General features: G+C 69.2%; 12 protein-coding genes and 1 pseudogene. 6 read left to right on the top strand and 7 right to left on the bottom strand.

The genetic code is table 11. From position 1 onward, the window contains the following. Positions 1-127: 127 nt before the first annotated feature. Entirely contained in the window at positions 128-1,165 is a 1,038-nt protein-coding gene (locus tag NLX83_RS39270; RefSeq protein ID WP_254240378.1) for a hypothetical protein, read from the top strand. Here NLX83_RS39270 and NLX83_RS39265 read toward each other — a convergent pair. Together NLX83_RS39265 and NLX83_RS42440 are read right to left on the bottom strand one after the other, a co-directional pair. Beyond that, positions 1,152-3,908 (bottom strand): glycosyl hydrolase, encoded by a 2,757-nt coding sequence (locus tag NLX83_RS39265; protein ID WP_254240377.1) that lies wholly within the window; start codon positions 3,906-3,908, stop codon positions 1,152-1,154. The genes NLX83_RS39270 and NLX83_RS39265 overlap by 14 nt on opposite strands. Positions 3,909-4,072: 164 nt before the next feature. Beyond that, positions 4,073-4,588 carry a low affinity iron permease family protein gene (locus NLX83_RS42440; protein ID WP_308209491.1) on the bottom strand — a complete coding sequence of 172 codons (516 nt, stop codon included), beginning with the start codon at positions 4,586-4,588 and terminating at the stop codon, positions 4,073-4,075. Here NLX83_RS42440 and NLX83_RS39255 point away from each other — a divergent pair. Next, positions 4,550-4,987, top strand: a complete 438-nt coding sequence (locus NLX83_RS39255) for a hypothetical protein (protein WP_254240375.1) — start codon at positions 4,550-4,552, stop codon at positions 4,985-4,987. The two genes, NLX83_RS42440 and NLX83_RS39255, sit on opposite strands and share 39 nt — an antisense overlap. 309 nt (positions 4,988-5,296) lie before the next feature. Further along, entirely contained in the window at positions 5,297-6,289 is a 993-nt protein-coding gene (locus NLX83_RS39250) for a threonine/serine dehydratase (RefSeq protein WP_254240374.1), read from the top strand. 131 nt (positions 6,290-6,420) lie between these two features. On the opposite strand, the gene NLX83_RS39245 is transcribed toward NLX83_RS39250, so the two are convergent. Next, positions 6,421-6,816 carry a PPOX class F420-dependent oxidoreductase gene (locus NLX83_RS39245; RefSeq protein ID WP_374118867.1) on the bottom strand — a complete coding sequence of 132 codons (396 nt, stop codon included), beginning with the start codon at positions 6,814-6,816 and terminating at the stop codon, positions 6,421-6,423. Positions 6,817-6,834: 18 nt separating this feature from the next. On the opposite strand from NLX83_RS39245, the gene NLX83_RS39240 reads away from it, so the two are divergent. Genes NLX83_RS39240 through surE form a run of 3 tightly spaced genes read left to right on the top strand, consistent with a single transcriptional unit; the run spans position 6,835 to position 9,176 of the window. Beyond that, a complete protein-coding gene (locus tag NLX83_RS39240) occupies positions 6,835-7,455 on the top strand; it encodes an alpha-ketoglutarate-dependent dioxygenase AlkB family protein (RefSeq protein ID WP_254240372.1) in 621 nt (206 codons plus the stop codon). A gap of 24 nt (positions 7,456-7,479) precedes the next feature. Next, the gene (locus tag NLX83_RS39235) at positions 7,480-8,421 is read left to right on the top strand and encodes a 1-phosphofructokinase family hexose kinase (RefSeq protein WP_254240371.1); all 942 of its coding nucleotides are present in this window, start codon (positions 7,480-7,482) and stop codon (positions 8,419-8,421) included. Beyond that, the gene (gene surE / locus NLX83_RS39230) at positions 8,418-9,176 is read left to right on the top strand and encodes a 5'/3'-nucleotidase SurE (RefSeq protein ID WP_254240370.1); all 759 of its coding nucleotides are present in this window, start codon (positions 8,418-8,420) and stop codon (positions 9,174-9,176) included. The genes NLX83_RS39235 and surE overlap by 4 nt, the downstream gene beginning before the upstream one ends. Here surE and NLX83_RS39225 read toward each other — a convergent pair. From NLX83_RS39225 to NLX83_RS39210, 4 genes and pseudogenes are all read right to left on the bottom strand, one after another. Beyond that, positions 9,162-11,393: a terpene synthase family protein gene (locus tag NLX83_RS39225; RefSeq protein ID WP_254240369.1), complete on the bottom strand. Its 2,232-nt coding sequence runs from the start codon at positions 11,391-11,393 to the stop codon at positions 9,162-9,164. The two genes, surE and NLX83_RS39225, sit on opposite strands and share 15 nt — an antisense overlap. Before the next feature lie 145 nt (positions 11,394-11,538). Further along, on the bottom strand, positions 11,539-14,634 hold the full coding sequence (locus NLX83_RS39220) for a hypothetical protein (RefSeq protein ID WP_254240368.1): 3,096 nt from the start codon (positions 14,632-14,634) through the stop codon (positions 11,539-11,541). A 172-nt stretch (positions 14,635-14,806) separates the two neighbouring features. After that, positions 14,807-15,133 carry a nuclear transport factor 2 family protein gene (locus NLX83_RS39215; RefSeq protein WP_254240367.1) on the bottom strand — a complete coding sequence of 109 codons (327 nt, stop codon included), beginning with the start codon at positions 15,131-15,133 and terminating at the stop codon, positions 14,807-14,809. A gap of 54 nt (positions 15,134-15,187) precedes the next feature. Continuing rightward, positions 15,188-15,736, bottom strand: a pseudogene (locus NLX83_RS39210) (acyl-CoA dehydrogenase); the annotation flags it as partial. Positions 15,737-15,799 lie beyond the last annotated feature (63 nt).

Below are 15,799 nucleotides of genomic sequence, written 5' to 3'. Positions count from 1 at the left end.
ATGCGCGAATTTGGCTGGCAGTTCGCGACGCAGTCGTGACGCTGCCGTAGCCAACCCCTTGACCTCCAGTTAACTGGAGGTTCGACACTGACCACCGCCCCCTGCCCGAGGTGAATGGAGTCAGTTGATGCCCGACCGCACCGGCGTGCTCGACGAGGCGTACCAGCGCCTGCACCGCACCGGCCCCGAGTTCGACGGCTGGTTGTCCAACCACGCCCCGATGACCGTGGAGGCGATGGTCCGCGCCGGGCGCCCGGACCTCGTGCACCGGTGGGTCGACGCGTACAGCGAACAGCTCGACGAGCTGCCGGGCGCCGCGCACCGAATCGGTTCCGAATGGCTGGAGGCGATGGGCGACGAGCGCCGGATCGGCGACTGGATCGCGCACTTCCGCGTGGAGCTGGCCGAGCGCCCGTGGCGGGACGTGCTCGGGACGTGGTGGCCACGCCTGCTCCCCGGGGTAGCCGCGGGCGCGACGCACGGGGTGATCCGGGTCGGTCACGCCGTGCGCGTCCTGCTGGAGGGTGAGCAGACCGCGCCGCGGCTGGACGAGCTCGCGCACGGGCTCGGATATTGGGCGGCGCGCTGGGAATCGGTGCCCGGGGCGAGCTGCCCGGAGGGCTCGCTGCCACCGGACGAGGCGATCCTCGGCGTTCCCGTGCTGCCCAACCGGACCGGCGGCATCCAGGTGCGCCTCGCCCGGCTGGCGCACCTCGCCGGGTGGCCGGAGTCGTTGGCCGCGCTGCACTGTCCGGAGAATTCGGCGCAGGCGTACGACATGCTCGCCGATCTCGTCGACGTCGCCGTGCTGCGCTACCGGACGCACGGGCACGGGGCGGCGATCATGTCCGTGCACGGGGCGACCGCGCCGAACGCGATCCTGCGCACGCTCCCCGCGCTGCCGGAGAAGCTGTGGGTTCACAGCCTGTGCGCGGCGTGGATCGCGACGGCCGCCGTCACCTCGATCTACGCCCCTTCTCATCCGGAACCCGCTGGCGCAGGCGCGGATCTGGCGGTTGACGAGGTACTTGAGCGGGCCGTCGCGACCGGTGACTCACACGCGATCAAGTTCGCCGACACCGCCATGGACACGTTCGCGCACAAGGGAAGTACCGATGCGCTCGCGGCCGCTCAGCGGTGCACGGACCTGATCAGCGGGTCGTGAAGGGAATGACCACAGTGGACTGTCGTCCTTCCGCTTCGGTTGCACTGGCGCGCAGCGAGGTGGTCCCGCTGCCGATCGCGCTCCAGATCTCCAGCTTCACGCATCCGTTGGCGAGGTTCGTCACCGTTCCCGACTGCGATTGGAGTCCGGCCGCCTGCGTGTAGTTCTCCCATCCGGTCACCGGATCGGTCGCGAAGTAGCGGTAGGTCTCCGTTCGCGGGTAGTTCCCAGAACCGTTGGGGTCGTATGAGATCCGCGCCTGCACGCCGTTGCCGACTCCGGTCCCGGAGTCCACGTTCAGGGAGAACTGGGTCTGCTTCGCCGGGTCGACGCTACCGGTGATCCCGCACGCGGTGTAGGCCCGCGCGTTGGTCGGCACGCCGTCGAAGTTCCGTCCGCCAGCGCCCGTGACCGCATCGTCGCGAGCACCGGAACCACTGTTGGCGGACAACGTGTTCGGGCTCGTCACGTGCAGCGTGGCGGACGCCGGCGGCGGGGTCACCGTTCCTCCACCGGTCGTCGCGGTCTTGCCCGCGGGCACGTTCAGCGTGGCGCCGTTGGAGAAGGTCACAGTGATCGGCGAGGTTCCGGTGTTGCTGGCGACGTAGGTCCTGTTGCCGCCCTTCGTGAACACGGCGTGCAGCGGGTGGTTCGCGGTGACGCTGGTGTCAACCTGCCCGAGGGCGCTGAGGTTGCGCAGCCAGTGGAAGGTGTGCGCGCGGCTCTCGCCCTCTTCGGGGGTGTAGTTGGTGCTACGGAAGGCGTTCAGCGCATCGTCCGGTTTGGACAACGCCTGGAAGGACCAGATGACGTCCTGCCACACCTTCGGCTGGCTGCCGCTGTTGCGGACGATCTCCGCCACGTTCCGGTCGATGTAGCCGGGGTTGTGGCCGAGGTAGAGCGAACCGCCCGTGATCGGCAGCATGTTGATGCCGTGGATCTTCTCCGGCTCCGCGGTGAACCAGGTGGAGTACGCGCCGCCGTCACCCCACACCATGCCGACGGTGGAATGCTGGAACGCCGCCGGGAAAGCCTGGTCCTGCGGGTCGAACCAGTAGTTCTGGATCGCGCTCGCCTGGGTCGTGTAGATGTACATGCCCGCGTCGCGGATCGCGTTGTTGCCGGTGACCTGGCCCCACTGGATCAGCGCGTTGGCGAAGTTCATGCCCTCCGACGACGACTCCTGGTTGTTGCCCGCGAAGAAGGCCCCGTGCCCGGCCGCCCAGTCGTGTCCGGCGAAGATGTCGAAGTCGCGCAGGAACGGGAATCTCGTGTCGTTGCGGTCGTAGTTGTTGGCGTCGCGGATCAGCAGGTCGACCATGCCGCCGTATTGCCCACCCGAGGCCCAGTTGCGGTCGAACTTCGCGAGCGTGGCGGCTGCGGCGATGTAGTAGCCGTAGTGGAAGTGGTGATCGTTGAGGTCGGTGTCCGAGCCGTAGGAAGCGGGGTAGCCGATGAGCGTTCCCCAGTTGCGGTCGTAGTAGAAGACGCGCTCCGACTTGCCGGGTGATGCGGTGAACCAGTCGGTCAGGCGCGCTCGGATCGCGTTGAGCATCTTGTCGCGGACATCGGTCCGGTTGACCTGGTCAGCGATCTCCGCGAGCCGCGCGGCGCGTCCGACTGCCTTGCCCGTCCAGTAGGTGTCGTTGTTGAATCCGGCCAGCGGATCGCCCTGAGCTGCCTGGTCGAGGAAACCGTTGAGGGTGTTGAGATCCGCGCCCGTCATGGCCACCGACGGCAGTTCCGGCAGCACGCCGTTGTAGCGCATGGTGGTGGTGAACGACGACGTGCCGACGAGCGTCTTCATCGGCCCGCGCGGGGATGTGTAGGTGTTGGCGATCGGAGTCCCGCCGCCGCTGAGGTGCTGCCATTGGTGCGGGTAAAGGGAAACCACGGTTCCGGTCGTGGAACCCTCAAGCGCTTGAGTGGTGAACGCGTAGGTCGCGCGCACCGAGCTCGCGGCTTGGTCGTAGTTCCACGACACGCGCGTGCCCGTGATGTGCGCGTGCGCGTAGGTGCCGTAGGCGTTGGCCAGCGCGACGCGGTCGGAGTTGTTGGGCAGCACCGCGACCGAGAAGAATCCCTTGCCCGCCAAGCTCGATGTGATCGCGGTGCCGCTCGAATTCCACGTGGCACCGCTGGGCGCGTAGGCGACGTAGTCATGACCGTCGACCGAGAAACCGATGCGCGGCCCACTGTTCAGCCACACGTTGGGCGCTGCGGAGAAGCTCAGCCGCGCATCGCCTCCGGTGACCTTGGCGTAGACGAAAGGAGAACCGTGGCCGATCGTGGCGCGCAGCGTGCGGGCTCCGTCCGACCAGAACGGGCTGACGGTCCAGTCCGTCCAGCCGTCGACCTTCGCCTCCGACGCGTTCAGCCCGGTCACGCCGAGCGTGAAGTCCGCGCCGTACTGGTAGTGGTACTCGCCGACCCCCGTGGCCGTTCCGGTGATCGTCGGCGTGGTCGCGTAGTCGACGCCGAGGCCGCCCGCCACGGTGTCGAAGGACAGCGGGTGCGCCATGAGGTTGTCGGAGAAGGCGCATTCGGTGCGCTTGTAGACCAGCGACGACCACCAGTCGTTCGTCGGAACCGGCCCGGCGGGCGCGTTCGCGGTGAGGTGGCGCCGGGGGTTGGTGGCCAGGTCGGAGCACGCGGTCGGCAGCGCCGCGCCCGCGGGCAACGCCGTGGTGTAGCTGCCCGCGCCGACCGGCTCCGCGACCGCGGGCAGTGCGGGCGTCGCCAAGAGCAGTAAGGCGGTTGCGATCAAGCCGAGTCTGAACCCGCTGCGATGGCCCATGGACAGCTCTCCTTTGAGCGTGGTCGTCGAGCAGCGGCGGGGCCCGATGTGAGAGCGCTCTCATACAGTTGTAGCAACGGTTCGGGGCTTCGTCAACGATTCAGCTCACGTCACCTGGTGCTCTCGCGGTCCTCCAGCCCGACCGCCTCGCGCAGCTCCTCGCGGTCGTGGCGCAGGTCCGGGTTGTCCTTCGACAGGTGCCCCATGATGTCGGAGAGGCCGTCCGCGAGTGCGTTGAGCTTGTGCTGCACGGCGTCGTCGGCGCGCTTCTGCGTGTTCTGCAGCAGTGCCACCAACAGGAACGTGACGATCGTCGTCATCGTGTTGATGATCAACTGCCAGGTGTCGGCGCTGTCCAGCAGGAAGTACGACGGCGCCCAGATCACCACGAGCAGCACGCACATCACGAAGAACCACGCGCGGGAGACGAAGTTGCTGGCGTGCGTGGCGAACTTGTCGAAGACCGACAGCTTCCCGAGACATCGGACGGCATGTTCTTCTCCGGCATTTCCCGGGCTTACCCGAGATCGGCGATTCCTACGCGCTCGATCGCCTAGGGTGGATCTTCCCAAGGAGGCGGGTGCGCTATGGCGGTGCGGTGGAGCTGGGCCTGCGTCACGCTCCACGACGGCATGAACGGGGCCTTCGCCCTCGCCGGTCGGGACTTCGACACCCAGGAGCAGGTGCGGGCGGATCTGCAGAAGCACCTCGACGCCGGGTTGGGCGGGCCCACGGAGACCATCGCCGCGGACGTGCTCCGGCAGGCCGCGTGGGCGGGCGACGAGCTGATGGTGGTCTGCCCGCCGGTCGCGGCATGGATCGCCTTCGCGATCCCGGAGGGCCAGTCCTCGGAGCAGGCGATCCGCTTCCTGGTGCGGGACAAGCAGGACGAACTGCGGCAGCGGTTGCTCGTCGACCGGGAGAACTGGGCCACCAAGAACTCTGGGTGCGCCGTCGCCGGGGTGCTCTCCCTAGCCGGACTGAGCGCGCTCGGCATGTGGGCGCAGAGCCCCTGGGGACTCTGACATGACTCCGCGCTCCAAGTCCCCCAGCACTCCGCCCACCAAGTAAACTCTGTCCCATGCCCCACAGCCGCCCGCACACCCCATCCACGGCGGGCGCCGTCTAGAGAACCCCGTTTCGTACTCATAACGGGAAAAAGAGCGCTCCAAAAACCCGTTTTGAGTACGAAACGGGGATTTGGGCTGCGCTGGGGATGGTTCGGGGGGGTGGCACGATCGTTGGGGGGCGCTTGCGGGACACGGCCTGGCCGGACGTTCTGGTGAGGCAAAAGGGCATCGTGCGCGCGCACCTCTACGCCTAGGGTCGGGGCCATGACGGAGATGGCGCGGGGTATCGCGCAACGCTCGCAGCTCGTCGCGCCGAAGCTGCGCAAACACCTCAATGTCACGCCGCTGCTCCCGTTCTCCGCGTTGGGCGCACAGGTCGGCGCCGAACTGCTGGTCAAGTGCGAACACCTTCAGCACACCGGCTCCTTCAAAGCCCGCGGAGCGCTCGCGAAGGCCCTGACCTTCACCCCAGAGCAGCGGCGGCGCGGCGTTGTCACTGCGTCCTCGGGCAATCACGGCCTCGGCGTGGCCAACGCGCTCGCCGCGCTCGGCGGGCAGGGTGTCGTGTTCGTGCCGGAGAACGCCTCCCCGGTCAAGGTCGCGGCCATCGAACGCCTCGGTGCGCGAGTCCGCCGCGACGGCACCGACGTCGGCGTGCTGGAACAGCTCGCGCGGGAGTACGCCGCCGAACACGACATGGTCTACATCCCGCCGTACAACGACCCGGAGGTGATCGCGGGGCAGGGCACGGTGGCGGTGGAAATGCTGGAACAGACCGGAAAGCTCGACGCGGTCGTGGTCGCCGTCGGTGGCGGCGGATTGGTCGGCGGCGTCGCGTCGGTCCTCAAGCAGCACTGGCCGGACGTCCGGATCATCGGCGCGTCACCGGCGAACGACGCGGGCATGGTCGCGTGCGTCCGGGCGGGCGAGGTCGTGTGGGTCGACGCCGAGCCGACGTTGTCCGAGGGCACCGCGGGCAACATCGAGCCGGGCTCGATCACGGTCGAGTTGTGCCGCTCGCTGGTCGACGACTGGGTGCTCGTCGACGAGACCGCCATCGCCTCGGCGCTGCGCATGGTCATCGACACCGAGCACCACCTCGTCGAGGGCGCCGCCGCCGTAGCGTTCGCCGCAGCCCTAGCCAAACGGGACGAGCTGACTGGACAACGAGTAGCCGTCGTCTCATGCGGCGCGAACATCTCCGCCGACCTGCTAGCCGAAGCCCTCTCCACCACGAATCCCCCCAACCCGGGTTAGGGCGTCTTCAAGTACCCCGAACCCCGGTCCCAGAGGTCTCAAACGACACCCAACCTCGCGGGGGTTGGGGGCGGTTAGCGACCGTTTTCGGCGGGGTTGGGGGTACTTGAAGACGCCCCTACCACCGCGAGCTAGACGTTTCCGAGCACGCGGGTGATGGCGATCTCGATGACTACGCGAGCGGGGTTGGGTTTGGGAGTGCGGTAGCGCGCGGCGTAGCGGGCCTCGGCGTCGGCGACGGACTCGGCGTCCTCGCGCACGACGGCGCGGCCCTCCAGGGTCGACCAGCGCCCGCCGTCGACCTGGCAGACCGCGACGGTGGCGCCGTCGGAGCCCGCCGCGCGGACGTGCCTGACCTTCTGCGAGTGGGAGAAGGTGATCACGCGCGCGATCCCGGCTGAAGCGTCGAGGGTCACGCCGACGGGGACCACGTGCGGGGTGCCGTCCTTCCGGATCGTGCTCAGCGTGCAGAGGTGGCGTTCCGTCCAGAAGGCGTGACCGCCCTCGCTCAACTCGATCTTCGGCATAGCCGCCATTATGGCCCTATGAGCCTGTTTCCCCGTGAGCGCGCCGAGATCGCGCCGGGCGCGGTGCACGTGCCGGACTGGCTCGGCCCCGACGAACAGCGGCGGCTGGTCGAGGCGTGCCGCGAGTGGTCCCGCGCGCCTGCCGGGTTGCGGGCGACGCGGATGCCCAACGGTTCGGTGATGTCGGTGCGCTCGGTGTGCCTGGGGTGGCACTGGACGCCGTACCAGTACTCGCGCTTCACCGAGGACGGCTCGCCGGTGAAGCCGTTCCCGGACTGGCTCGGCGAGTTGGGGCGACGAGCGGCGGGCGCGGACTACCGCCCGGACATCGCCTTGGTCAACTACTACGACGCCGAGGCGCGGATGGGCATGCACCGCGACGCCGACGAGCGCAGCGCGGAGCCGGTCGTCTCCCTGAGCCTCGGCGACACCTGCGTCTTCCGCTTCGGCAACACCGAGAACCGCGGGCGCCCGTGGACCGACGTCGAGCTGCACTCCGGCGACCTGTTCGTCTTCGGCGGGCCGTCGCGGCTGGCCTACCACGGTGTCACCAGGACGTTTCCCGGAACAGGGCCGGAGATCGGCCTGCGCGGCGGCGGGCGGCTCAACATCACACTGCGGGTGTCGGGCATGGATTGAGGCCCGGCGGGGAATGTTCCCAACGTGACCGGACAGAACGGACGCGTCGTCGTCTTCGCGCCTTCCCCGCAGCTCACGGTGACCGTGGAGGACCTCAACGGGGAGCCCGACATCCACGTGCACCCGGGCGGCCAGGGCGTCTGGCAGGCCCGGATGATCACTTCGCTCGGCGCCGGGGTGGTGCTGTGCGGGACGGTCGGCGGCGAGACCGGGCACGTGGTGAAGCACCTGCTCAGCGATCCCCTGATCGAGACGCAGCTGCTCGACGTGGACGCGCGCAACGGCGCCTACGTGCACGACCGCCGCGACGGCAGCCGGGACGAGCTGGTGGAGATGCCCGCGGGCGAGCTGTCCCGGCACGATCTCGACGACCTCTACGAGCTGACCCTCACGCACGCCCTGGACGCCGGGATCGCCCTGCTCAGCGGGCCGAGCAACGACCGGGTCCTGCCGCACTCGCTCTACCGCAGGCTCACCGAGGACCTGACCGCCAACGGCTGCCGCGTGCTGGTCGACCTGGCCGGGGAACGCCTGGCCGAGGTGCTCGACGGTGGCCCGGACTTCGTGAAGGTCAGCCACGAGGAGCTGATCGAGGACGGCCGCGCGGCCAGTGGGGAACTCCCCGACCTGGTGGCGGCGATCAGGGAGATCGCGAAGTGCGGGCCGGGCACGGTGGTGGTCTCCCGGGCCGCCGAGCCCGCGCTGGCCCTGGTCGAGGACGAGCTGTACACGCTGCACGTCCCGGACCTGAGCCCGGTGGACACCCGGGGTGGTGGTGACTCGATGACCGCGGGCGTCGCGGCCTGCCTGGCCAAGGACGAGCCGATACCGGAGGCGCTGCGGATCGGCGCGGCGGCCGGGGCGCTCAACATCACCCGGCGCGGCCTGGGCACCGGCGGCGGCGAGGCCATCCGCACCCTGGCCGAGCGCGTGGAACTGCGCCCCCTACCGGAAAGCTGGTCATGATCGCGCTGATCACCAACGACGACGGCATCGACTCCCCCGGCCTGACGGCGCTCGCCCGGATGGCCGTCCACAGTGGACTCTCCGTGGTGGTGGCCGCCCCGGCCGAGGAGTCCAGCGGCACCAGCGCCGGGCTGACCGCGGCCAAGGACGACCGCCGGATCGCCGTGGCGCGCAAGGAGCTCCCGGGCCTGCCCGGTGTGCCCGCCTTCGCGGTGGCCGGCCATCCCGGGCTGATCACCTTCGTCGCGGCCCAGGGCGCGTTCGGCAGCACGCCGGACCTGGTGCTCTCCGGGATCAACCGCGGCGCCAACGTCGGTCGCGCCGTGCTGCACTCCGGCACCGTCGGCGCGACCCTCACCGCGTCCATCAACGACCTGCGCGGCTTGGCGGTGTCCCTGGACGTCGGGCTCGCGGGTTCGGCGAACCCTGACTGGGAAGCCGCCGCGGGGATCGTCGAGCAGGCGATCGGGCTGCTGCGCGACTCCCCCGCCGGGACCGTGCTCAACGTGAACGTGCCGGACGTGTCCGCGGACCGGCTGCGTCCGTTGCGGCACGCCCGGCTCGCTCGTTTCGGCACCGTGCAGAGCCGGGTGGAGCAGCTCGACGACGACAGCCTGGAAGTCGTCGCGGTCACAATCGACGACGCGCGGCCGGAGCCGGACTCCGACGCCGCGCTGCTCGCCGAGGGCCACCCGACGATCACCGCGCTGCGGTCGGTCAGCGAGGACCTCGGCGTGGAGCTACCGAGCGCGTGACAGCCGCGCCGCCGATGTGCCCAAACCCGTTGGCAGGAAAGAGAACACCTTCTTGACTTCCTCGACGCCGTACATCCGGCGGAGTTCGGCGTCCTGGTAGCGGACGCACTTCACGTGCCATTCCATGATCCCGGACATCCACTCCTTCATCGCCTCGACCTGCCCGGTCACCGCCGCGCGGGTCTTCTCGTCGAGGTCGAACTCGTCGTAGAGGTCGGCGAGGTCGTTGGCCAGGATGTGCTCGAACTGCCGCATGCGCGCGTTCATCAGGTTCGCGACGATGTCCCGCGCGGTGAGCCGGTCGGTGCCGAGGAAGTTCTCCACGACGACGACCATGTTGTGCACCTCGCCCTCGAACTCCACCTCCTTCTGGTAGGAGAACAGGTCGTTGGTGAACATGGCGTAGTCCATCGCCGCGGTGAACAGCTCGTGCAGCGTCCGCGTCTGGTAGAGCGCCTGCGGCACCAGGTCTAGCGCCTTCACCCGGCCCAGCCGCATGGTCATGTCCGAGCCGAAGGTCCTGCGCCGCATCTCCACGTAGTCGATCGGGTCGGGAATCCGGTTCTGCGCCTGGTTGTCCACCTCCCAGACCCAGCTGTCGATCATGTCGTCGACGGCCTTGCGGAACTCCGCGCGCCCGCCCGGGGTCAGCGGTCCGGCGGTGCGCTTCCACAGGTCGTCGAGCCCGCGCTCGATCGGGCTCGTCGGCTCCGGCGCCGTGCCGTCCAGCGGCATGAACTGCTTCAGCCGCTCGGCGCACACCCGCGCCTTGGCCTTGTCCCTGGCGATGCCGAAGACGAACGGGAAGTAGTCGTCGCCGTAGGTGCCCCAGGACAGCCAGTCCGTGGACAGGCACAGCTCCTCGAAGTCCGAGTCCGCGTGGATCATCGCGGCGCAGTGCGCCAGGTCGTTGCCCCGACCCCGCGCCTCGTCCCAGATCGAGCCCGCCTCCACTCCGGGGACGACCTCGTAGAAACCCATCTCCCGGTGCCATGCGACGGCGTGCTCGCGCGCAGCGTCGATGTGCGGGCTGGTCCGGACGGGGTACGGCAGGTACATCTCCGGCAGCGGCAGGTGGCCGACCGGGCGCTCCGGCGTGTAGGTGTGCTCCCGGACCGCCTTGCGCAGACCGGGCCGGAACTCCAGCCGCGCGGCCGAGGTCCCCAGTCCGACCGGCCCCGCGAGCAGCGGGTTCGGCGGCGCGTCGACGTCCATCTCCTGGTTCATGTAGCGGCTGGAGCGGGCGTGCCACTCGTGCCCGCCGGACTGCCAGTCCTGCAAACCCTTGACGTAGGCGGCGATCGCGAGCTGTTCCTGTGGCAGCAAGCCTTTCTGGGCCGCCAGCGCGGGCACCTCGACCAGCGCGGTGTTCTCGAACTGCCGCAGCCGCGAGGTCAGCAGGTCATTGGTCAGCTCGGCCGCCTCCTGCGTGGAGTTGCCGAGGAAGCGCTCGAACACCAGCACCGCGTTGGAGTTCTCGCCCTCCTCCTCGACCTCGCGCTGGTAGGAGAACAGGTCGTTGCGCAGGTGCACGGCGTCGGAGAAGGTGTCCCGCAGGACCTCCAGTGGACGCGTGAACGCGACCTTGTCCGGCACCTCGGCGCCGACCGCGTACTCGACCAGGTTCGCCGACCACGGCGCGCCGCCGACCCGGCGCCGCATCTGGATGTACTCGATGGGGTTGGCGATCCGGCCCAGCTCGATGTTCTTGAGCTCCCAGATGGACTCGACCATCAGGTTGTGCGTGCTGGTGATGAACCGCCTGCGCCAGTCAGACGTCATCGACGGGACGGTGCGCTCCCACAGGTCCTTCAGCCCGGCCTCGGCCGGGTTCGTCACCTCGGGAGCGACCTCGCCGTCCATCGTCATGAACTTCTCCAAGCGGTCCAGGTAAGCCTGGCCGCCCTTGATGTCCCGCGAGTACTTGAACTCCTCCAGGAAGTGGTCGTCGAAGAAGAACACCCACACGTACCAGTCGGTGATCACGTCGAGGACGTCGCCGTCGCAGTCCGGGTGGGTGTAGGCGCACATCAGGCCGTAGTCCATCCTGGCGAGCCGCTCGGCCGTCCACACCAGACCACCGTCCGGCGTCCTCGAGTCGAGCATGCCCATCCGTTCCGCCCACTCCGCGCTGTGCCGCCGCGTCCGCTCCAGGTGCGGGTTGATCCTGGCCGGGTACGGGACATAGAACTCGGGCAGCGTGAAGGACTGCTGCATGGTGCGCGCCTACTCTCGTCGGGTTCGGCTGCCTGACGCGTTCGACCCTCGCATTCGGCCCAACGCGGGGGCATCGGCCAGCTGAGCGATGTCTTTCCCGAACGAGCGACCGGCGATCGTCACCGCGCGTGGCGGCCGAATATGCCTAGGGACGCAGCCCCGCGGGCCGCGCGGGATCGATCGACCACGCCGCCTCCCGGACGTCCGGATCGGGGTGTTCCCGCCATCGCGCCAGGCGGTGCGGCCACGGGTCGGCCCACCCGGTCTCCCGTCCCACCCTCGTCAGCAGGTCGAGCGCGAACCACCCCGGCATCGATCCGGGCAGCGTCGCCAGGTGGTCGAGCACGGCCATCAGAGTGTTCTCGTTCACCTCAACGTGGATGAACCGCAGCTCTCGCCTGTCCAGCATGCGGAACGGCCGCTCGTCGATCAGGCCGATCAGCTCGTCCCAGATCGCGAGGTCCGGCGTGCGATAGGCCAGCTGCGCCAGCGGCCGCACCGCGGACGCGTGCATCCCCGCCGCCACGCAGGCGTCCACGAGCACCCTCAGCACACCGGAGTCGGCATCGATCCGGGTGTGGCAGAGCTGGCGCAGCACGTCGTGGACGACCGCGCGGGAGTCATCGGTGATCCCCGCGACCAAGCGATCGACCACTGTGGACAGTCGTCTCGCGTCCAGCTCGGCCGTGCGGAGAACCCGCACTGCCGCTTGCCGAACGTCTGCGTGCTCGCGCGGTTCGATCAGTTCGCAGACGCGGTCAAGATGCTCCGGCGCGTACTGGCACCACTTTTCGTAGGCGCTGAGGATCTCGGCGTTGGCCGCTAGCCCCGCCGCGATCACGTGGGCCAGCGGCACGCGGTCCACGGCAGGCACGTCGCCGGGTTTGAGACCGCAGACGGCGTCGCGGACCGCGTGCTCACCACGGACGGCCTCTACCAGGATCGGCGGAGTCCTTGCGTCATCAAGGAAAGCCACGAGTGCTCGGGCGACGGCCGCGCGGACGTCGTGATGTAGACCGGGATACGCCCAGGCTTCGACGAGCGCGTCCACCGCGCCGGTCGGACGGGTCAGCACGAGCACCCGCGCCGCTTCCTTGGCCGCACCGACGCTTCCGGCGGTCAACACCGGGGCAACGGCATCGGCGGCGGCGCTGTCGGGAAGCCGGTCGAGCACGGTCCGCAGTGCGCGCACCGCTCCCCTGCCAACGGCCCCCGGAACGCTCGCCTTGTCCAGCGCGACCGGCACGACCCGCTGCGGATCACCGGTCACCCCGAACGCTGCCAGCGCAGCGGCTGCGACGGGAGGCGGCGCACTGTCCACAAGGGACAGAATGACATCTTCATCCGCGAGCATCGAGGCTGCGGCAGCGCGCTCACGAGGCCCGGCGTGGCGATCCTGCGCCACAACGGAGGCCCGCGCGCGATACGCCTCGACCTGCGCTGTGGTCCAGCGGCCGAGCCTGCTCGCCGACACCCCCGGCAGCGGAGCCCCACTGGCGATGACCGGATCGAGCAGATCGGTGCTGAGCGCGGAAATCACCTCCCAGACCGCAGGCGCGGCGCCAAGCTCCGGGTCGTGTTCCACGAGCCGCCGCACGCGCTCGTCCCTGGTCGACCGGTCCCCGATCCACCACGCCGCAGCTGCTTCTTCCTTTGCTGTGCAAGCGATCTCGCCGATCAGGTCGTCGAGTTCCGGCACACCGCGGCCGATCAGCACGGCGACGCGCAAGGCGCCCGCGTACCGGCCGCGGTCCACGTCGTGCCGCACTCGCTCCGCGATGCCCCGCCACAGCCGGTCGCGCACGTCCGGTTCCAGCGAGATCGACGGGATCACGTCACCGGACGCCACCGCATCGGCCTGCACCCGCGCGAGCAGGTCGAGCAGGGCCATCGCCCTGGACGTGTCCGTTCCGCTGGCCGAGAGCGCCTTGTCCAGGATGGTGCACACCAACGTCAGCGTCGAGTCCCTGGTGTCCCTGGCATCCGTCACCGCGGCCACCAGGTCGACGAAGGCGTCCACCGGGATCTCCCGCAGCAGTCGCGCTCTTGCCGATGCCACAGGCCCCAGCGCTGCGGCTCGCACCGCGTCCTGATCGTGCCACGCGCGCCGCGCACCGCTGAACACCTCGGCGAGCAGTGCCGGATTTCCTTCCCTGACCACGCATTCGAAGAGCGCCTTCCAAGCGAAGGTGCGCTCCTGGTAGCGATGGCTGCCGGTCGCCGCGCGCAGTCGCCCGGCGGCGTGGTCGTAGGGCATCGCGGCGAGCACACCCAACCGCCACCAGCCGTAGGTGGAGCGCCGCACGGCGATGACGTGCTCGGCGAACTCGACGCGTTCGGGTCCAGGAAGCGTCGCCAGGACCGCACCCGACAATCGGTCTGGGCGCATCTTTTCCAGGAGAGCGCGGCGGTTCTCCTGCGGGACAACGGATATCAGCGCCACTCGCACCGGCTCCGACTGCACCTTGCCCATCAAGCGCGCCATCCTGTCGAGCGAGAGCGCCGCGAGCGCTTCACGTGCCGCGCTCGACAACCGAACAGGATCACTGGCTGCGACGTGCCAAGGGTCGTTGTCGCGCAACAGGAGTTCCGGCCTGCTCAGCTGCGCCTGGAGCACGGCGTGTCCACAAGGCCCGAACGTGTTCCCGTTCAGCATCACGGCGATGGCGTCGGGTTCTCGTTGAGCGAGCAGGCAGAGCAGGTCGCGGTTGCGCCGCGTCCAACTCCAGGCGGCTTGCCGATCCAAGCGTCCGAACTCACCCGCGATGTGTTCTACCACCGCTTTCGGCGCGATCCGGGCGAGCCTCACCAGCAACGAACGGGGCACCGGGACCCTGGGCAGCCACTCCCGCACCACGGGTTCGGTGCACGCGGGCAGCAGGTCGGCGACGTCGGCGCTGCCATAGCGTTGGCGGACAAGGGGAACGAGCCGGTCGGCCAGCTCTGTCCTCCGGGACTTCCGGAGTGCTCCGTAGAGCGCGCGGCGGTCCGACCTCGGCGCGTCGGTGAGGAAGTCGACGAACGCGTCGTCCGGCACGGGCAACCGGATCGTCGCGGCGAGGGCCCGGCTACGAGTGTCCACATCGGACAGTGCGGTGACGACGGCGGGAATGTCGCGCCGGACAACGGCGATGTGCAGCGCCAACCGGCGGTCGGCGGGGTCCCCGGAGCGGAGCTCGGCGTGCAGCCGACGGTAGTCCTCATCCGGGAGCGCGCGAGCGTACGAGGCCCAGGCGCGCATTCTCGCAGAAAACGACAGCTTCGAGCGTGGCGTACGACGGGGCCTCACCAAACGCGGGTGATGTCGCCCTTCCATGCGGTCATGCCGCAGATCATGCCAACCCAACCCCCGCCCACGCAAACACCACGTGGAGTTCGAGCGTCTTCAAGACGCACCTACCGCGGTGGGCACGTTAGGTCAGGAAGCGCACGCGGTCGATGAGGCCGTCGCGCACGCGGTAGGCCACCAGCACGCGTTGCGGCTCGTCACCGAGTCCGTGCGCCACCTCGTGGTCCACCACCCACCCGCGCTCGATCAACCGGCCGACCACCTCGGCGCGGCAGAGCCGCTGGGCGAACTGCTCGGCGTAGATGTCACGCATCTCCTCGCGCCCCTGAACGCTGCGTCCCTCGTGCAGCGCGATGTGGACGTCCTCGGCGTAGGTCGCCAGGAAGGCCTCCAGGTCGTGCGCGTTGTACGCGGCCAGCTGGCGGTCCACCACGGACGCAGGATCGATCATGGAGCCGATTCTGGCACGCCCGGCGAATCACGACGCATCGTTTGTGCGCAACAGTTAGGCGCGCATTTCGTAACTGCCCGAAAGGGCCGCGACGTGCGCCCAGATCCGCCCGAAGCGCTCGGCGTCGGGGACCGGCCTGCGGACGTGCTCCAGCGCCCATGCCTGCTGCGCCCCGGTGGCCGACGCCTTGCCGTGCAGGCCGACCGCGTACTCGGAGAAGTCCCGGACCAGCACGTCGAAGATCTGGTCGAGCACGTCCGGGTGGCAGCCGGTCAGCTCGGCCTGCTCCAGCACCAGCTGGCCGTAGACGACGAGCGTGAATAGGTGGCCGAGGTTGAGCAGGAAGTCCAGGTCCCGCTGCTGGTCGGCGTCCGGGGCCGCCGTGGCGAGCAGCCGCTTGAGCCCCCTGGCCTGTTCGTGGAAGAGCGCGACGTTGGGCACTCCCGCGAAGGCGGTGTACACCCGTTCCCAGTCGTGGAAGGTGATCTTGCCGAGTCCGCGCGCCGGCCCCTGCTCGAACAGGAAAGCGTCGTCCGCCGCGTCGTGGCGGGTCGGCACCGGCTCGAACTCCTGCGGGTTGAACAGGTAGTTCGGCAGTATCCGCAGCTAGAGCGTTGTGGTGGAGCGGCTTTGCCCAGGTCGCCGCGAACCGTCGCAGCCTCAATA

Source organism: Allokutzneria sp. A3M-2-11 16 (assembly GCF_024213555.1).
In the GTDB taxonomy this organism is placed as follows: domain Bacteria; phylum Actinomycetota; class Actinomycetes; order Mycobacteriales; family Pseudonocardiaceae; genus Allokutzneria.
This window is presented reverse-complemented; position numbering and strand designations above follow the sequence as displayed.